Consider the following 14,204-nt stretch of genomic DNA (forward strand, 5'->3'; position numbering starts at 1 on the left):
TCGGGGCGGCTTTTTCATATGCTGAAGTCCCCCTATGACGCCCAACAGGCAAACCACCTGCCCCGGATGTGGCAGCCCGTTTGACGCCATCACCGGCCCCACGCACGCCTATATGACATCCTCTCCGGGCTGCTTCGCCGCGTTCAACAGCCTCTTGGCTGCTGAGTACACCGACCCTGCGCTGCTGCCCACGCACCGGCTCACGGTCGACACCTACGCCGTGCAACACCCCGGCGATCCCAACGACCGCCGCGCAGTGCAATCGGTAGGCCTGCACCTCGCCCGCCTGAACCTACAACTCGCGCAGGACCTGCCCCCCAAAGAAACCAACGACGTGATGCTCGGCCTGTCGGAGCACAAATCCAGCCTTGTCGCCTTGGCCCCTCCAGCACAGTTCACCCTGACCGTCGCGGACATTGCGCCCCATGCCAGCACCACGCAGCACAGCGCCAAAGTCCGCCAATGGGCGCAGGCGACATGGCAGGACTACGCCACTCATCACGCCTACATTTCAGAGTGGATCGCGCAAGCCGGCCTCTAAGAACATCCTTGGCTCATAGGCAACGATCAGCGCCCCAACGCCCGCTCCAGAAACAGCGCCTCCTGGTCCCCAAACGTGCCTTTCACCGGATTGCCAAACCCAACCTTCTCCGCAACCCGCACAGAAGCCGCATGGGTCGGATCGAAGATCGCACAGGCCACCGCAAACTCTTTGGCCAGCACATCATCCGCCCAGGCCATCACCGCCGTCACAGCCTCCGTTGCCAGCCCCTGCCCCTGCGCCGAAGTTTTTAACGCCCAACCGGCTTCCGGTTTGCCATGCACACTTGGCCGAGAGTCCCGATGGTAATCCGCCAACCCGGCCTCGCCCACAAACGCGCCATCAACCTTGCTCTCAAGCGCCCAGTAGCCATAGCCCAGCGCCTGCCAATGGCCTATGTAGCGCAACAGTCGCGACCACGATTCCGCCGCCGTCGACGGCACACCCGAAATCCGCGCCACAACCTCCGGATCCGCCCACATCGCCGCGCTATCCTCAAAATCTGCCAGCTCATGCCCGCGCAGGATCAGCCGATCCGTTTCAAGCCTTGGAACTTCTATCGCCACTACACTCTTCCCTACGTATCTTGGTGATCCGCCACATCCGGCCCAACCTTGACAGACCCTATCATCTGCTCAACCATAAGCCATGGTTTGGTTTGTCTCATTGAAGAAAGTATGTACGGCCGCTGTTCTGGGAGTGGCGCTTGTCTCCAGCCACCCAATTGCAGCGCAAGAGACCGCTCTGGTTTCGGCCAACGGCAAACCCGTAGTGTTTGGCGTGGCACGTGGCTTCAAACGCAAAGCTGGCCTCTGTCTGGACTACGGAAAATCGCGCCTCCGCAACGGCGCACCTTATCACGTCGTGGAGCCAGCCCGCACTATCACGCGCCACGAAGGCATGGATTTCTGTCGACGGGCCGGCACGCCCGTGATTGCACCGCTGAACGGCAAAATTCGTTTCATTGAACAAGACAACGCGTCCTGGGGCGGCGTGGTCGGCATCACATCCAACTTCTCCATGCGTCCGTCTCCCGGCAAAAGCAAACAGCGCATCTTTGTGGAAATGGTGCATATTGTGCCTATTCAGGGACTGCGCAAAGGGCAGAAAGTCTCCGCAGGACAACTTGTCGGCCACGTACAAAAAGCCAACCGCCCGAGTATCGGCGACACACCGCACGTGCATTTTGCCGTACGCCGCTGCAACGACTGGCCAACGTGCCACATTGATCCCAACTACTTTTGGCGTGATGGCCTCGGGCGCATCTCTTGCCACGCCCCGTCAAAACCCCTGCCAAATGGCCGGATGGTCGCGCCCCTGCCCTGCAAATAGTCCGCAGCCACGCCCTCCCTCCGCATTTCCGCACATAATCCGCGCCAAATCGCAAGTTTTCAGCGCTCCGCCGCCTGCCTACCTTTGTTGCCAACAAAGGAGACCTCTCATGACCGCGTCCTACGCCCCCTCCGCCCGCATTGGCCACGTGCACCTGAAAGTCGCCGACCTTGACCGCGCGATCGCCTTCTATGCCGATGTCTTGGGCTTTGAGGTCCAAAGCCGCCTCGGTAACGACGCCGTTTTCCTAGGATCTGATGGCTACCACCATCACATCGGCCTCAACACCTGGCGCAGCAAAGGCAGCGGCCCCGCGCCGGAACACCACACCGGCCTGTTCCACACCGCCATCCTCTATCCCTCCCGCGCGGATCTCGCGACCGCTGTGCAACGGGTCATTGACGCTGGCTATCCTGTGCTGGGCGCCTCAGACCACGGCGTGTCCGAGGCCATTTACTTCAACGATCCCGATGGCAACGGCGTCGAACTCTACCGCGACCGCCACACAGCCGAATGGCCACGCCACGACGACGGCAGCCTGCAAATGTACAGTCGCCCGCTGAAACTCGAAGCCCTTCTCGCAGAGGCGGCTTAACGCCGGACAGCGTCACAAAACTGCAAACGGCTTGTCACGAATCTGATTCAGCGACCTCCTAGTCTTGGCATCAACCAAAGATCCAAGCCTACGGAGCCAGGAATGTCCTCTGACCACCAAATTGACGACCTGTCATTTGACGAAATTGACGAGCTGATTTCGCCACGTGCGGAAGAAACCGACTTTGACCGCATCGTGGAAACCGCCTTGTCCCGCCGTGGCTTCCTGGGCGGTGTGATGACCTTTGGCCTCGGCTCCTTCCTGGTTGGAACCACCACCCTGACCCGCGAAGCTGTGGCTGCGGGCGATCGTTTTGGCTTCACCCAGGTTGCAGCCAACACGGAGGACACCATCACCGTGCCAGACGGTTTTGAATGGGAACAGGTTGTGACCTGGGGCGATCCGCTCTTCTCCGACGCCCCAGTTTTTGATGAAGCCACCCTCGGCACTGCGGCTTCTCAGGCGCGCGCCTTTGGCGACAACAACGATGGCATGTCGATCTTCACCAAAGATGGCCAAACCGTCATGGCCATCAACAACGAATACACCAACCGCAAAATCCTTTGGGGCAACAACCCCGAGGGCAAGTGGGTGTCCGACGACGATGTGCAAAAAGGCATGAACGCCCACGGCGTGTCTGTCTTCGAAGTGGCCCGCGACGAGAGCGGCAACTGGCAGGTGGTGGTCGACAGCGACCTGAACCGCCGCATCACACCGCAAACCGATATGGACCTGACCGGCCCTGCTGCTGGCCACGACCTGCTGAAAACCGAGGCAGATCCTAGCGGCACCACCACCAAAGGCACCTGGAACAACTGCGGCAACGGCGAAACCCCGTGGGGCACCTACCTGACTTGCGAAGAAAACTTCAACGGCTACTTCTCTGCCGAGGATGAGGCCCACGAAGTCTCCGCCGAGTTAAAGCGTTATGGCGTGTCTTCCAAAGACTGGGGCTATGGCTGGGCCAAAGTGGATCCGCGCTTTGACGTCTCCAAAAACCCAAATGAGCCAAACCGCGCGGGCTATGTGGTCGAAATCGACCCGTTTGACCCAACCTCCACGCCCAAGAAACGCACAGCTCTGGGCCGCTTTAAACATGAAAACGCCGCCGTAGTGTTGGCGGCCAACGGCAAAACGGTTGTCTACCTCGGCGACGATGAACGCGGCGAGTTCCTCTACCGGTTTGTCTCCCATGGCACCTACTCCGCCACCGGCGACAACAGCGATCTTCTGGAAAGTGGCGACCTGTTTGTGGCCAAATTCAACGATGACATGCGCGGCGAGTGGCTGGCCCTAACGCCAGAAACCACTGGCATGTCCGACGCGGAAATCCGCATCCATACCCGTCAGGCTGCGTCCAAAGTTGGCGCAACCACGATGGACCGCCCAGAATGGGTGGCGGTGAACCCAACCAAGGCAGAAGCCTATGTTGCGCTCACCAACAACAAGAACCGGGGCAAAAAGCCAAACGCTGGCGGCGATGACACCTCGGCTAACGGGCCAAACCCACGTGTCGAAAACCACTACGGCCAGATCGCCCGCTGGATGCCGGACAACGAAGACCACAGCGCAAACGGGTTTAGCTGGAACCTCTTCGCGCTGGCTGGCAACCCGGATGTGCATGATGATGCATACGCAGGCAGTGAGAACATCAATGCCGGAAATATGTTCAACTCGCCGGACGGCATGGCCTTTGACAGCACCGGCCTGTTGTGGATCCAGACCGACGGCAAATATTCTAACGAAGGCGACTTTGCGGGCATGGGCAACAACCAGATGCTTGCGGGCGACACCGTCACCGGTGAAATCCGCCGCTTCCTGGTTGGCCCCAAAGAATGTGAAGTCACCGGAGTTTGCTGGTCCCCGGATCGCCGCACCATGTTTGTCGGCATTCAGCACCCGGGCGAAAAAGGCAACTCCCACTTCCCGGATGGCGGCACCTCCGTGCCACGGTCTGGTGTTTTCGCGGTACGTCGCACAGACGGCGGCCTGATCGGATAACGACGACGCAAATTCTGACTACCTAAATACCTTTTTATAGTCCGCTTTTTAGCACCAATCCTTTGGCCCTCGACCACCCCCTGGTCGGGGGCTTTCTTCTCAAAACGGAAGCGCTTAACCGCGCCCGATGTAAGGCATTTTGGTCGCCATCACGGTCATGAACTGCACATTTGCATTAAGCGGCATCTCCGCCATATGCAGCACTGACCGCGCCGCATCCTGCACATCCATGGTGGCATTGGGCGCTTTGCCATCGGCTTGCAAACGCGCGTTCAAATCTGCGACCATATCGGTCTCCGCGTTGCCAATGTCGATTTGCCCACAGGCAATGTCATACGGCCGCCCGTCCAGCGACAACGTCCGGGTCAGCCCCGTTACCGCATGTTTTGTGAGCGTGTAGCACACCGAGCCTTCCCGCGGCACATGCGCGCTCAATGAGCCGTTGTTGATGATCCGCCCGCCCTGCGGCACCTGACGCCGCATCTGCGCATAGGCCAACTTGGCGGCAATAAACATGCCCCGCACATTCACATCCAGCACCTGATCAAAGCCACCCAGATCGATCTCGTCAATCGACCCCGCCGGCCCAAACATACCGGCATTGTTGAACAGCGCATCCAGCCGTTCAGCGCGCGCCACAAACCGCGCAAAGGCGCTCTCCATCGCCGCCGCGTCGGTCACATCCGCCACCAGCGGCACCGCGTTCACATACTCATCGGCAATCGCCTGCAGCTTTTCCTCGCCACGCGCCAACAGGCCAACCCGCCAACCGGCTTCCAAAAACGCCACCGCTGTCGCCTTGCCAATCCCCTGGCTCGCGCCGGTTACAATGATGCTTTTCACGCGCTTTCCTCCTGCGCCATCAACTCCAGCGGCGCAGGGGCCACCGTCAAATCACTCACGTCCAGCGGCCCCGACGGCTTTGCCAACCGATTGCGCACCACCCAGTGCAGCCGCTCGCTCGCCCGTGTAATCGCCACATAAGCCAGCCGCTTCCACAACGGCTGCCCTGCCTCACTGCGATTCATCCGCGCCGCCACATAAAGGTCCGGGGCAAACACCTGCACATTCTCCCACTGAGAGCCCTGCGCCTTGTGAATGGTCACCGCAGCGCCATGCAAGAACGTCGCCCCCATGCGCGCCGCATAGGGAATAAACGGCTCTTCCTCATCCGGCATCTCGATCTTCACAATCGACGCCGCCGACACGCGCGGATCTTCCGCGCCCATGACGTGCAGCCGCGAGAATCCCGGCTTACGGCCCGGGCCCAGATAAATCACCTGCGCGCCTTTGATCAGCCCCCGCGCCTCCAGATCAAGCCGCTTCTTACGGTGCTTCATCGGCAGCTCAATCCCATCACAGATCAGCGGCTCGCCCTCAAGCAGCTCATCCTCCGGCGCGCCATGCACCATGCGAAACGCGTTGATCAGCCGGATACGCGTCGCGTTGCGCCAGACCAACACCGGCGAGCGCGCCATGAGGTCGACCTCCACCCGCTGGGCAAACTGCACCCGATCATCCTTGCGCGCAGTATCCTCGACCATGCGCTCAAAGTCATGGAACTCCAGCTGCGGATCGGCCAATGCATGGGCCAAATCCAAAATCGGGTTGTCCGCGTCCTGGCGGTGAATACGCTCCAGGTTATAGACCGCAGGCGCAGGCAGCTTATCAAACACCATCGCGCCCGACTGGTTCACTGGCGCCAACTGCGCCGGATCGCCAAACAGCACCAACGTGCTGAAAATCTCTTTCAGGTCGTCAAACTGCTTGTCATCCAGCATCGAGCTTTCGTCGATAAACCCGATGTCCAGCGGATCATCCCGCCGCTTCCAGCCGGTGATGAAATCACTGCCGCGTAGCCCTGCCGCCGCCAACGCGCCCGGAATGGACTTGTGCAGTTTGTAAAACTCCAACGCCCGATCGAGCGCCTCATCTGTGAGCCCCTCAATCTCCGGCCGCTCGCCATTGTCCGCCAGCCACTCAGCAATCTTTTCATATTCAGGATCATAGACTGGCGTGTAGATGATCCGGTGAATGGTCGTCGCCGGCACGCCCCGCATCCGCAACACACTTGCGGCCTTGTTGGTCGGCGCCAAAATCGCCAGCGTGCGGTGATCCTTCTTGCGCTTGCCTTCATAGTCACCGGAGACAATATCCACCCCCGCGCCTTCCAGCGCCTTCACCATCTCCGACAGCAACAACGTCTTGCCCGACCCGGCCTTGCCGGTCACCGCAGCAATCGCCTGCTTGCCTTCGGTCGCGGGCGTCAACAAACCCTCGTCCAAGTCCACCCCCAGCCCCTTGAGAAGGGCAGAGATATTGTCAAAGGCCTCGGCCTGATCGTGGCTGAATGTGATGGAGGTACTGCTCATGGCGCGACCCTATAGCGGGCAGCGATTGGGGGCCAGTCGGTTTCTGAGAATCCGCTCGTTGCGACACTCATTGCGCCGCCAAAACCGGCCCCAAAACCACTTTTTCCGCGTCTTATTTTTGCCACGTAAAGCGGATTTAATACACCGAACAATCAATCAGTAAGTGTGTGTCGCTTTATGTCCCAGTCAGATTTCCAAGCACGTCTCAATCGTCTCCATTTGAACGGCGCTTCACCTGATACCAATCCCCCGACCAACAAGGAGACGCCCGCACCCCGCATCACGCGCCCCTCTAAGCTGAGCTGGCTGATAGTGCTCGCGTTCATTCTTGTAGGAAGTCAGGCAGCCAAATTTGCCAATATTCACTACGACGAGATCAAAGCGTCCTATGGGGTAGAAGGCGCACTTCTGGTCGGAAGTGCAGCGCTGGCACTTTTGCTTACCGGGACTCTCCTGTTTCTGCGCGCACTCTGGAAACAAATTAAAGGCGCACCGCTCCATCAAACCCAACGTGGCTTCCAAGAGCCTCTCAATACTAAAGGCACCTCAGCAGATCCCAACGACCTGCCCAGAGGAAAAGCGCCCAACCCCGGAAAAACACGCCCAACTACACTGAGCTGGCTGATTGCTCTCGCGCTCACTTTCGCAGGAAGTCAGGCCGCCAAATTTGCCAACATACACTACGACGAGATCAAAGCGTCCAATGGGGTAGAAGGCGCACTTCTGGTCGGATGTGCGGCGCTGGCGCTTTTGCTTTTCGGCTCCCTCCTATTTCTGCGCGCAGTTTGGCGACAGTTCAAACCAAGCTGACGGAACCATTTCAGTCCCCCATCTGCCCTTTTCAAGTAGTCTGGGCGTCATCCAATCGAACCCCGTGCCTAAACGGAGTTCAATGAGGTGTTTTATGTCTCAAACCGATTTTTCATCGCGCATTGAACGTATCAAAGCAAATGCGCCAGAGAAGCCGCAAGCTGATACCTCCTTCAAATATAAGCCGCGCAGGACCGACATCGTTGGCTTGGGTCTATACGTGAATTGCCTGGTGCCGTTGTTGTTCGCCATTGCGAACAAACTAGACACCATCTTTGCATTGGGCAACGCCTTCCCCAAGAACCTCGCAGAGGCCACGTTCTCTAGCTTTTCTACCGCCATTTTGATTTGTCTCCCCATTATATCCATTTTCACGGTCATCGAAGCCTACGCAATTTATCGGATTTCCAAGAAAAAACTCAAACCAAGTGAGATGTCTCCAGAAAGTATCGCGCGCCGCATTGAACGCAGAAAATACTCCGACAGCGCCGTTGGCTTGCTCTTGGGCATCGCAACAGTCTCTTACTTCGGGCTGTCCGTCAGGGCCGCCGAGTTTAGCTCGCAAATTCTACAGCTCTTCGCGAAGTACTGTCTCTTGTTGGTGTTTCTGCAACTGTTCGCGGCGATACAAAGACCCGTCGCCATTTTGCTTCAACAAAGACGAGTCGCCTGGCGCACGCCATTGTTCTTTGCAATTGGCACAACGGTTACATTTGCCGCCTTCCACTTTTCTATTCTGAGCTTTTCGGACATGGACAACATGGCTCTCAGAATACAAAACGCTTTCTAGTCTGGCAGTGCCACAGCACCGTTTTAGAAAGACCAAACAAGGTCAATCTAGCAACGCCTAACTAAACCGCCCCAACAAAAAAGACCCCCGAAACCATGCGGTTCCGGGGGCTGGAGGAAAACGGGGGAAACCGTTTTATGATCCGTGAGTGTTATCTACCCGCGTCGAGCACATCTTCCAGCGTGCGCAGGCCGGTCTTTGGCGCCTGCACCAACACCGACATGTTGCCCGGCTTGTGCTCGTTGCGGTACATTTTCATGTGCGCTTCCGGCAGCTCGGCCCAAGGGAACACTTCAGACATACAGGGGTCCAGACGACGCTCCACCATCAGCTGGTTGGCGGCCGCGGCCTGCTTCAGGTGGGCAAAGTGGGAGCCTTGCAGACGCTTCTGGTGCATCCACATGTAGCGCACGTCAAACGTACAATTGAAGCCAGAGGTACCGGCGCAGATCACAACCATGCCGCCTTTTTTACAGACCAGCGAGGACACAGGGAATGTCTTCTCACCCGGGTGCTCAAACACCATGTCCACGTTCACGCCTTTGCCGGTGATCTCCCAGATCGCCTTGCCAAACTTGCGCGCTTCTTTCAGCCAGTCGTTGTACTCCGGCGTGTTCACAGTCGGCAGTTGACCCCAGCAGTTGAAGTCGTTGCGGTTGATCACGCCTTTCGCGCCCAACCCCATGACAAAGTCACGCTTGCTCTCGTCCGAAATCACACCAATCGCATTGGCACCAGCGGTGTTGATCAGCTGGATCGCATAAGAGCCCAGACCGCCGGACGCGCCCCATACCAGAACGTTCTGGCCCGGCTTCAGATCATGTGGCTCGTGGCCAAACAGCATCCTGTAGGCGGTCGCCAGCGTCAGCGTGTAACACGCGCTCTCTTCCCAGGTCAGGTGCTTTGGACGTGGCATCAACTGCTGCGCCTGCACACGGGTGAACTGAGAGAAGGATCCATCAGGCGTTTCATAACCCCAGATGCGCTGGCTGTCGGAGAACATCGGATCGCCGCCGTTGCAGTGCTCGTCGTCGCCGTCATCCTGGTTGCAGTGGATCACAACTTCGTCACCCACTTTCCAGCGCTTCACCTTGTCACCTACGGCCCAAACGATGCCGGACGCATCGGAGCCGGCAATGTGATACGGCTGCTTGTGCACGTCGAACATGGAGATCGGAACACCGAGACCGGCCCAAACGCCGTTGTAGTTCACGCCCGCGGCCATCACCAGAACCAGCACTTCGTGGCTGTCCAGCGTTGGCACGTCGACAACTTCCTGCAACATCGCCTGGTTCGGCTCGCCTTGACGCTCGCGACGGATCGCCCACGCGTACATCTGTTTTGGGACATGTCCCATCGGAGGCATTTCGCCCACTTCGTACAGGTCTTTCTGTGGTGCGTCGTAGGTCGCAATGCCGTTTTCAGTATCCAGAGCCATCTTCGCCTCCTGATTGGTCGTTTCGCCGCGATGCAGAATCGCGTTCCTGCCACCGTGATACGGATGACGAGGTAACATTGCAACCTTCAAAGAGGTGTTTTTGTAATTTTATGACCCAGCAGCCGCAGCATGAATTGCTGCAACTGCACAATCACCCCATCAAATGCCTTATGGAATTGGCATAAAACCGTAGGATTTCCGCCTGGTCCTTGTTCACAGAAAACGTGCCGTCACTCTCCAACAGCACCCGCCGCCCGACCAAAGTCTTCAGCGCGCTGTCTATCGCCTCCTCCGGAGCCTCCCGCATAAACCGTGCCCGAGACGGTGGCAGCGCCGCAAGTCGCGCTGCGAACGCGTCTTTCACATCCTTCTGCGACAGAGGCCCGGCGGCCTGCTCAAAAATATACGCCATAAGCGGCACCGGCAGGATCGGCACCACCCCGTTGATGCGCCGCATCAGCTCAACACCCAGCGGCTTGGCCACATCACCGGTCACGTCTTTGGAAAACTCAGTCAGTGACACAGGCCGGCCAAAGCGCACCGTGGCGTTGCCAAAGCGATGCACCTTCCCGCGTAGCCGCAACAACAGCTGTTTGAAGAAGAACCCCACAATCACCGAAATCCGCGCCCGGAAGCCTTTCCCGCCCCGCGCCGCCGATTCCAACAGGATGCGATCTTCCAGCACACGGTCATAGTTGATCGCCACCGGCACAAACACCACGTCCCGCCCATCCGGCTGGTACGCATCGGTGATGTATTTGATCAGCCCCAGCTTCGGGTCCTGCGGCGCCCCGGTCAGCGACAGCCGCCCCTCCGGGAACATCGCTTGCGCCACCCCCGCTTCGGTCGCCAACCGCACATAGGCCGCCAGCACCTTGCGATAGAGATCGTTGCGCGACTTGCGCCTGATAAAGTACGCCCCCATCGCCCGGATCAACCGGCTGAGCGGCCAAACCCGCGCCCATTCGCCCACCGCATAAGACAACGCCCCGCGCCGCGCGGCCAGATAGGTCACCAGCACGTAATCCATGTTGCTCTTGTGATTGATCACATAAACGATGGTGCTCTCCTGCGGGATCACGTCCAGCGCCGCCTCATCCACATGGGTCAGACGCACGCGATAGAAGGCCCGGCTCAGAAACCGCGCAATCTTGATCGCCACGCCAAAATACATGGTGGCCGAAAACGACGGCACAATCTCGCCCGCATAGCGCTTGGCCGTCTCAAAGGCCACCGCTTCGGGAATCCCTTCCTCGGCCGCATGTTCCGCCACCGCGCGCGTCACATCCGGCTGGTAGATCAGCCGCTCGATCATGTCATGGCGCTGTGCCAGCTTGAACGGCTCAATGGGCCGCTCCAACCGCTCATTTAACCGCGCCACCACGCGCTCCATCCGCCGCCGGAAGAACCAGCGCACCGAGGGGAACAGCAAGTGACTTGCCGCCGTGACCACCGCAAACAGCAGGATCAGCACAAAAAGCCAAAGGGGGAGCTCAATCGTCGATGTCATGAAATGACTCTGACTACACCGCGCGCGTGGGCGCAATAGACTTCGCGCACGCGTACTCCTGTGATCTCCCCACCAACAGAACGTTTTTGCCGCAACGCAGCGAATTGACTTGCAAAGGATGTTTCGCGTACATACGCTCAAACGAAAGATTGTTGCTAGGTCCACGTATGACCCCCAGCAGAGGAATGAAACATGTCGCAGACGCAGCAAAACCAGCCCGCCGATAAACCTGCCAAGGATCGTCCGTGGTTGATTCGAACCTACGCCGGCCATTCCACCGCCAAGGCCTCCAACGCGCTCTACCGCTCCAACTTGGAAAAAGGCCAGACCGGCCTGTCCGTGGCCTTCGACCTGCCTACCCAGACCGGCTATGACAGCGACCACATCCTGGCGCGCGGCGAAGTGGGCAAAGTCGGCGTGCCGGTCTGCCATCTGGGCGACATGCGCACTCTGTTTGACCAGATCCCGCTGGAACAGATGAACACCTCCATGACAATCAACGCCACCGCGCCTTGGTTGCTCGCGCTCTACATCGCCACGGCCGAGGAGCAAGGTGCCGATGTCACCAAGCTACAGGGCACGGTGCAAAACGATCTGATCAAAGAATACCTGAGCCGCGGCACCTACATCTGTCCGCCGGAACCAAGCCTGAAGATGATCGCCGATGTGGCCGAATACTGCTACACCAACGTGCCCAAGTGGAACCCGATGAACGTCTGTTCCTACCACCTGCAAGAAGCGGGCGCGACGCCGGAGCAGGAACTGGCCTTTGCCTTGGCCACCGCCATTGCTGTGCTCGACGCGCTGAAACCCCGCGTGGCTGAAGAAGACTTCCCACGCCTCTGTGGCCGTATCTCTTTCTTTGTGAACGCGGGCATCCGCTTTGTGACTGAGATGTGCAAAATGCGCGCCTTTGTGGACCTCTGGGATGAAATCCTAGTTGAGCGCTATGGGGTGACCGACCCCAAATCCCGCCGCTTCCGCTATGGCGTACAGGTCAACTCCTTGGGCCTGACCGAACAACAGCCTGAGAATAACGTCTACCGTATTCTCATCGAAATGCTGGCCGTGACCCTGTCTAAAAAGGCCCGCGCCCGCGCCGTGCAATTGCCCGCCTGGAACGAAGCGCTGGGTTTGCCACGCCCTTGGGATCAGCAATGGTCCATGCGGATGCAGCAAATCATGGCCTTTGAAACCGATCTTCTCGAATACGACGACCTGTTTGACGGAAACCCGGCGGTAGATTCGAAAGTCGAAGAGCTAAAAGACGGCGCGCGCCGCGAATTGGCCAATTTGGAAAGCATGGGCGGCGCCATTGGCGCGATCGATTATATGAAATCCCGCCTGGTGGACAGCAACGCTGAACGCCTCAACCGCATCGAAGCCGGTGAGACCGTGGTTGTGGGTGTGAACAAATTCCAGAAAGGCGAAACCTCCCCGCTGATGACGGGCGACGGCGGCATCATGGTGGTGGACCCGGCTGTGGAGCAGGAACAGATTGCCCGCCTGGCGGACTGGCGCAATCAGCGCGACAGCGCCGCCGTAGAAAAGGCCCTCGCGGATCTGCGCGCCGCCGCGGCCAATGGCGACAACGTCATGCCCGCCTCCATTGCCGCCGCCAAGGCCGGTGTCACAACCGGCGAATGGGCTGCACAAATGCGCGTTGTGCATGGCGAATACCGTGGCCCCACCGGCGTGTCCGGCGCCCCATCCAACAAAACCGAAGGTCTGGATGATCTCCGCAACGCCGTGGACGCCGTGTCTGACAAACTGGGCCGCCGCCTGAAATTTGTCATTGGCAAACCGGGACTTGACGGCCACTCCAACGGTGCCGAGCAAATCGCCTTCCGCGCCCGCGACTGCGGTATGGACATCACCTATGACGGCATCCGCCTGACACCCGAAGAGATTGTGACCAAAGCGCTTGAAGACGAGGCCCATGTGGTGGGGCTGTCGATCCTGTCGGGCTCGCACATCCCGCTGGTTGAAGACCTCATGCAACGCATGCGAGATGCCGGATTGGGTGACACGCCCGTAATCGTCGGCGGTATCATTCCGGACGAAGATGCAGACCGCTTGCGCGCCATGGGGGTGGCGCGGGTCTATACCCCCAAAGACTTCGAGCTCAACACCATCATGGGCGACATTGTCACCTTGGCGAATCCCGACGCTGTGGCCGCGGAGTAAGCCTTCGCCGACAGGAAACCGGTCTCAAACAATGAGACCAGCGCAGATTTTGCGGGTAAGGAAAACCTTACCCGCAACCTATAATTGCCAAATTCAGACCCTATCACGCAAAAATAGTCTTCCGCCTTGCATATCCCTATTTCCGCCTGCGAAAATGCAGATCAAACGGAATAAGCGAATGGACGGTCCAAAATGAATTTGGAAGATATGAGCCGCGAAGCGTTGATTGATCTGCGTGCACAGATCGATATTCAACTGGAAAAACGCGAAGCCCAACGCAAAACCGATGCGCTGAAAGCGATCGAGGAAGCGGCCGAAAAATACGGCTTCTCTTTGGAAGAACTGGCCAGCGTCACCGGCAAAAAGCGCGGTGGGTTGATGAAAGGCGTGCCAAAATACGCCCACCCCGAAGACAAAACCAAAACCTGGACTGGCAAAGGCCGCAAACCCAAGTGGTTTGACGAAGCCTTGGCGGCAGGCATTGCGCCGGACGCCATGGAAATCTGATCCCGGTTTCCGAGCCAACGGAAAAAGCCGAAGTGCGCCATCAGGCCCGCTTCGGCTTTTGCTTTTTCCAGCAGATGTTTTTCAGATTTTTGCCTTGTACCGCGCTAGAATTTTGACCATC

The 14,204-nt window shown here is 58.6% G+C and carries 13 protein-coding genes; 8 read left to right on the forward strand and 5 right to left on the reverse strand.

Annotation, left to right across the window (positions count from 1 at the left end):
- Window positions 1-34: 34 nt before the first annotated feature.
- Entirely contained in the window at window positions 35-541 is a 507-nt protein-coding gene (locus SIB92_RS08935) for a DUF5946 family protein (protein WP_412555459.1), read from the forward strand.
- A 26-nt stretch (window positions 542-567) separates the two neighbouring features.
- Here the strand turns inward: SIB92_RS08935 and SIB92_RS08940 are convergent, their stop codons facing one another.
- Window positions 568-1,107, reverse strand: a complete 540-nt coding sequence (locus tag SIB92_RS08940; RefSeq protein WP_412555460.1) for a GNAT family N-acetyltransferase — start codon at window positions 1,105-1,107, stop codon at window positions 568-570.
- An 82-nt stretch (window positions 1,108-1,189) separates the two neighbouring features.
- Between SIB92_RS08940 and SIB92_RS08945 the strand changes: the two genes are divergently transcribed.
- The 3 genes from SIB92_RS08945 to SIB92_RS08955 all read left to right on the forward strand — a co-directional run bounded on the left by SIB92_RS08945 (window position 1,190) and on the right by SIB92_RS08955 (window position 4,469).
- Entirely contained in the window at window positions 1,190-1,873 is a 684-nt protein-coding gene (locus SIB92_RS08945) for a M23 family metallopeptidase (RefSeq protein ID WP_412555461.1), read from the forward strand.
- A gap of 109 nt (window positions 1,874-1,982) precedes the next feature.
- Window positions 1,983-2,468: a VOC family protein gene (locus SIB92_RS08950; RefSeq protein ID WP_412555462.1), complete on the forward strand. Its 486-nt coding sequence runs from the start codon at window positions 1,983-1,985 to the stop codon at window positions 2,466-2,468.
- A gap of 102 nt (window positions 2,469-2,570) precedes the next feature.
- Window positions 2,571-4,469, forward strand: a complete 1,899-nt coding sequence (locus SIB92_RS08955; protein WP_412555463.1) for a PhoX family protein — start codon at window positions 2,571-2,573, stop codon at window positions 4,467-4,469.
- Window positions 4,470-4,583: 114 nt separating this feature from the next.
- On the opposite strand, the gene SIB92_RS08960 is transcribed toward SIB92_RS08955, so the two are convergent.
- Together SIB92_RS08960 and SIB92_RS08965 are read right to left on the reverse strand one after the other, a co-directional pair.
- Window positions 4,584-5,312 (reverse strand): SDR family oxidoreductase, encoded by a 729-nt coding sequence (locus SIB92_RS08960; protein ID WP_412555464.1) that lies wholly within the window; start codon window positions 5,310-5,312, stop codon window positions 4,584-4,586.
- On the reverse strand, window positions 5,309-6,841 hold the full coding sequence (locus SIB92_RS08965; protein ID WP_412555465.1) for an ATP-dependent DNA helicase: 1,533 nt from the start codon (window positions 6,839-6,841) through the stop codon (window positions 5,309-5,311). The genes SIB92_RS08960 and SIB92_RS08965 overlap by 4 nt, the downstream gene beginning before the upstream one ends.
- Window positions 6,842-7,018: 177 nt before the next feature.
- Here SIB92_RS08965 and SIB92_RS08970 point away from each other — a divergent pair, with 177 nt between their 5' ends.
- Window positions 7,019-7,651: a hypothetical protein gene (locus SIB92_RS08970; RefSeq protein WP_412555466.1), complete on the forward strand. Its 633-nt coding sequence runs from the start codon at window positions 7,019-7,021 to the stop codon at window positions 7,649-7,651.
- 94 nt (window positions 7,652-7,745) lie between these two features.
- Window positions 7,746-8,441: a hypothetical protein gene (locus SIB92_RS08975; RefSeq protein ID WP_412555467.1), complete on the forward strand. Its 696-nt coding sequence runs from the start codon at window positions 7,746-7,748 to the stop codon at window positions 8,439-8,441.
- A 151-nt stretch (window positions 8,442-8,592) separates the two neighbouring features.
- Here SIB92_RS08975 and ccrA read toward each other — a convergent pair whose 3' ends face one another.
- On the reverse strand, window positions 8,593-9,879 hold the full coding sequence (gene ccrA / locus SIB92_RS08980; protein ID WP_412555468.1) for a crotonyl-CoA carboxylase/reductase: 1,287 nt from the start codon (window positions 9,877-9,879) through the stop codon (window positions 8,593-8,595).
- Window positions 9,880-10,030: 151 nt separating this feature from the next.
- Complete coding sequence (locus SIB92_RS08985) at window positions 10,031-11,389, reverse strand: 1-acyl-sn-glycerol-3-phosphate acyltransferase (protein ID WP_412555469.1); 1,359 nt, start codon at window positions 11,387-11,389, stop codon at window positions 10,031-10,033.
- Between the two features lie 192 nt (window positions 11,390-11,581).
- Here SIB92_RS08985 and SIB92_RS08990 point away from each other — a divergent pair, with 192 nt between their 5' ends.
- Together SIB92_RS08990 and SIB92_RS08995 are read left to right on the forward strand one after the other, a co-directional pair.
- The gene (locus tag SIB92_RS08990; RefSeq protein WP_412555470.1) at window positions 11,582-13,576 is read left to right on the forward strand and encodes a methylmalonyl-CoA mutase family protein; all 1,995 of its coding nucleotides are present in this window, start codon (window positions 11,582-11,584) and stop codon (window positions 13,574-13,576) included.
- A gap of 192 nt (window positions 13,577-13,768) precedes the next feature.
- Window positions 13,769-14,083, forward strand: coding sequence for an H-NS family nucleoid-associated regulatory protein (locus SIB92_RS08995; protein ID WP_412555471.1), 315 nt, complete (start codon window positions 13,769-13,771; stop codon window positions 14,081-14,083).
- The last annotated feature ends 121 nt before the right edge of the window (window positions 14,084-14,204 follow it).

The sequence above is a fragment of the Shimia sp. MIT1388 genome (assembly GCF_047124445.1).
Taxonomy (GTDB): Bacteria; Pseudomonadota; Alphaproteobacteria; order Rhodobacterales; family Rhodobacteraceae; genus Shimia.

Excerpts from the sequence above, each read along its gene's own strand:
- SIB92_RS08935 (WP_412555459.1), top strand. The coding sequence starts at position 35 with ATGACGCCCAACAGGCAAACCACCTGCCCCGGATGTGGCAGCCCGTTT.
- SIB92_RS08945 (WP_412555461.1), top strand. The coding sequence starts at position 1,190 with ATGGTTTGGTTTGTCTCATTGAAGAAAGTATGTACGGCCGCTGTTCTG.
- SIB92_RS08950 (WP_412555462.1), top strand. The coding sequence starts at position 1,983 with ATGACCGCGTCCTACGCCCCCTCCGCCCGCATTGGCCACGTGCACCTG.
- SIB92_RS08955 (WP_412555463.1), top strand. The coding sequence starts at position 2,571 with ATGTCCTCTGACCACCAAATTGACGACCTGTCATTTGACGAAATTGAC.
- SIB92_RS08965 (WP_412555465.1), bottom strand. The coding sequence starts at position 6,841 with ATGAGCAGTACCTCCATCACATTCAGCCACGATCAGGCCGAGGCCTTT.
- SIB92_RS08970 (WP_412555466.1), top strand. The coding sequence starts at position 7,019 with ATGTCCCAGTCAGATTTCCAAGCACGTCTCAATCGTCTCCATTTGAAC.
- SIB92_RS08975 (WP_412555467.1), top strand. The coding sequence starts at position 7,746 with ATGTCTCAAACCGATTTTTCATCGCGCATTGAACGTATCAAAGCAAAT.
- ccrA (WP_412555468.1), bottom strand. The coding sequence starts at position 9,879 with ATGGCTCTGGATACTGAAAACGGCATTGCGACCTACGACGCACCACAG.
- SIB92_RS08985 (WP_412555469.1), bottom strand. The coding sequence starts at position 11,389 with ATGACATCGACGATTGAGCTCCCCCTTTGGCTTTTTGTGCTGATCCTG.
- SIB92_RS08990 (WP_412555470.1), top strand. The coding sequence starts at position 11,582 with ATGTCGCAGACGCAGCAAAACCAGCCCGCCGATAAACCTGCCAAGGAT.
- SIB92_RS08995 (WP_412555471.1), top strand. The coding sequence starts at position 13,769 with ATGAATTTGGAAGATATGAGCCGCGAAGCGTTGATTGATCTGCGTGCA.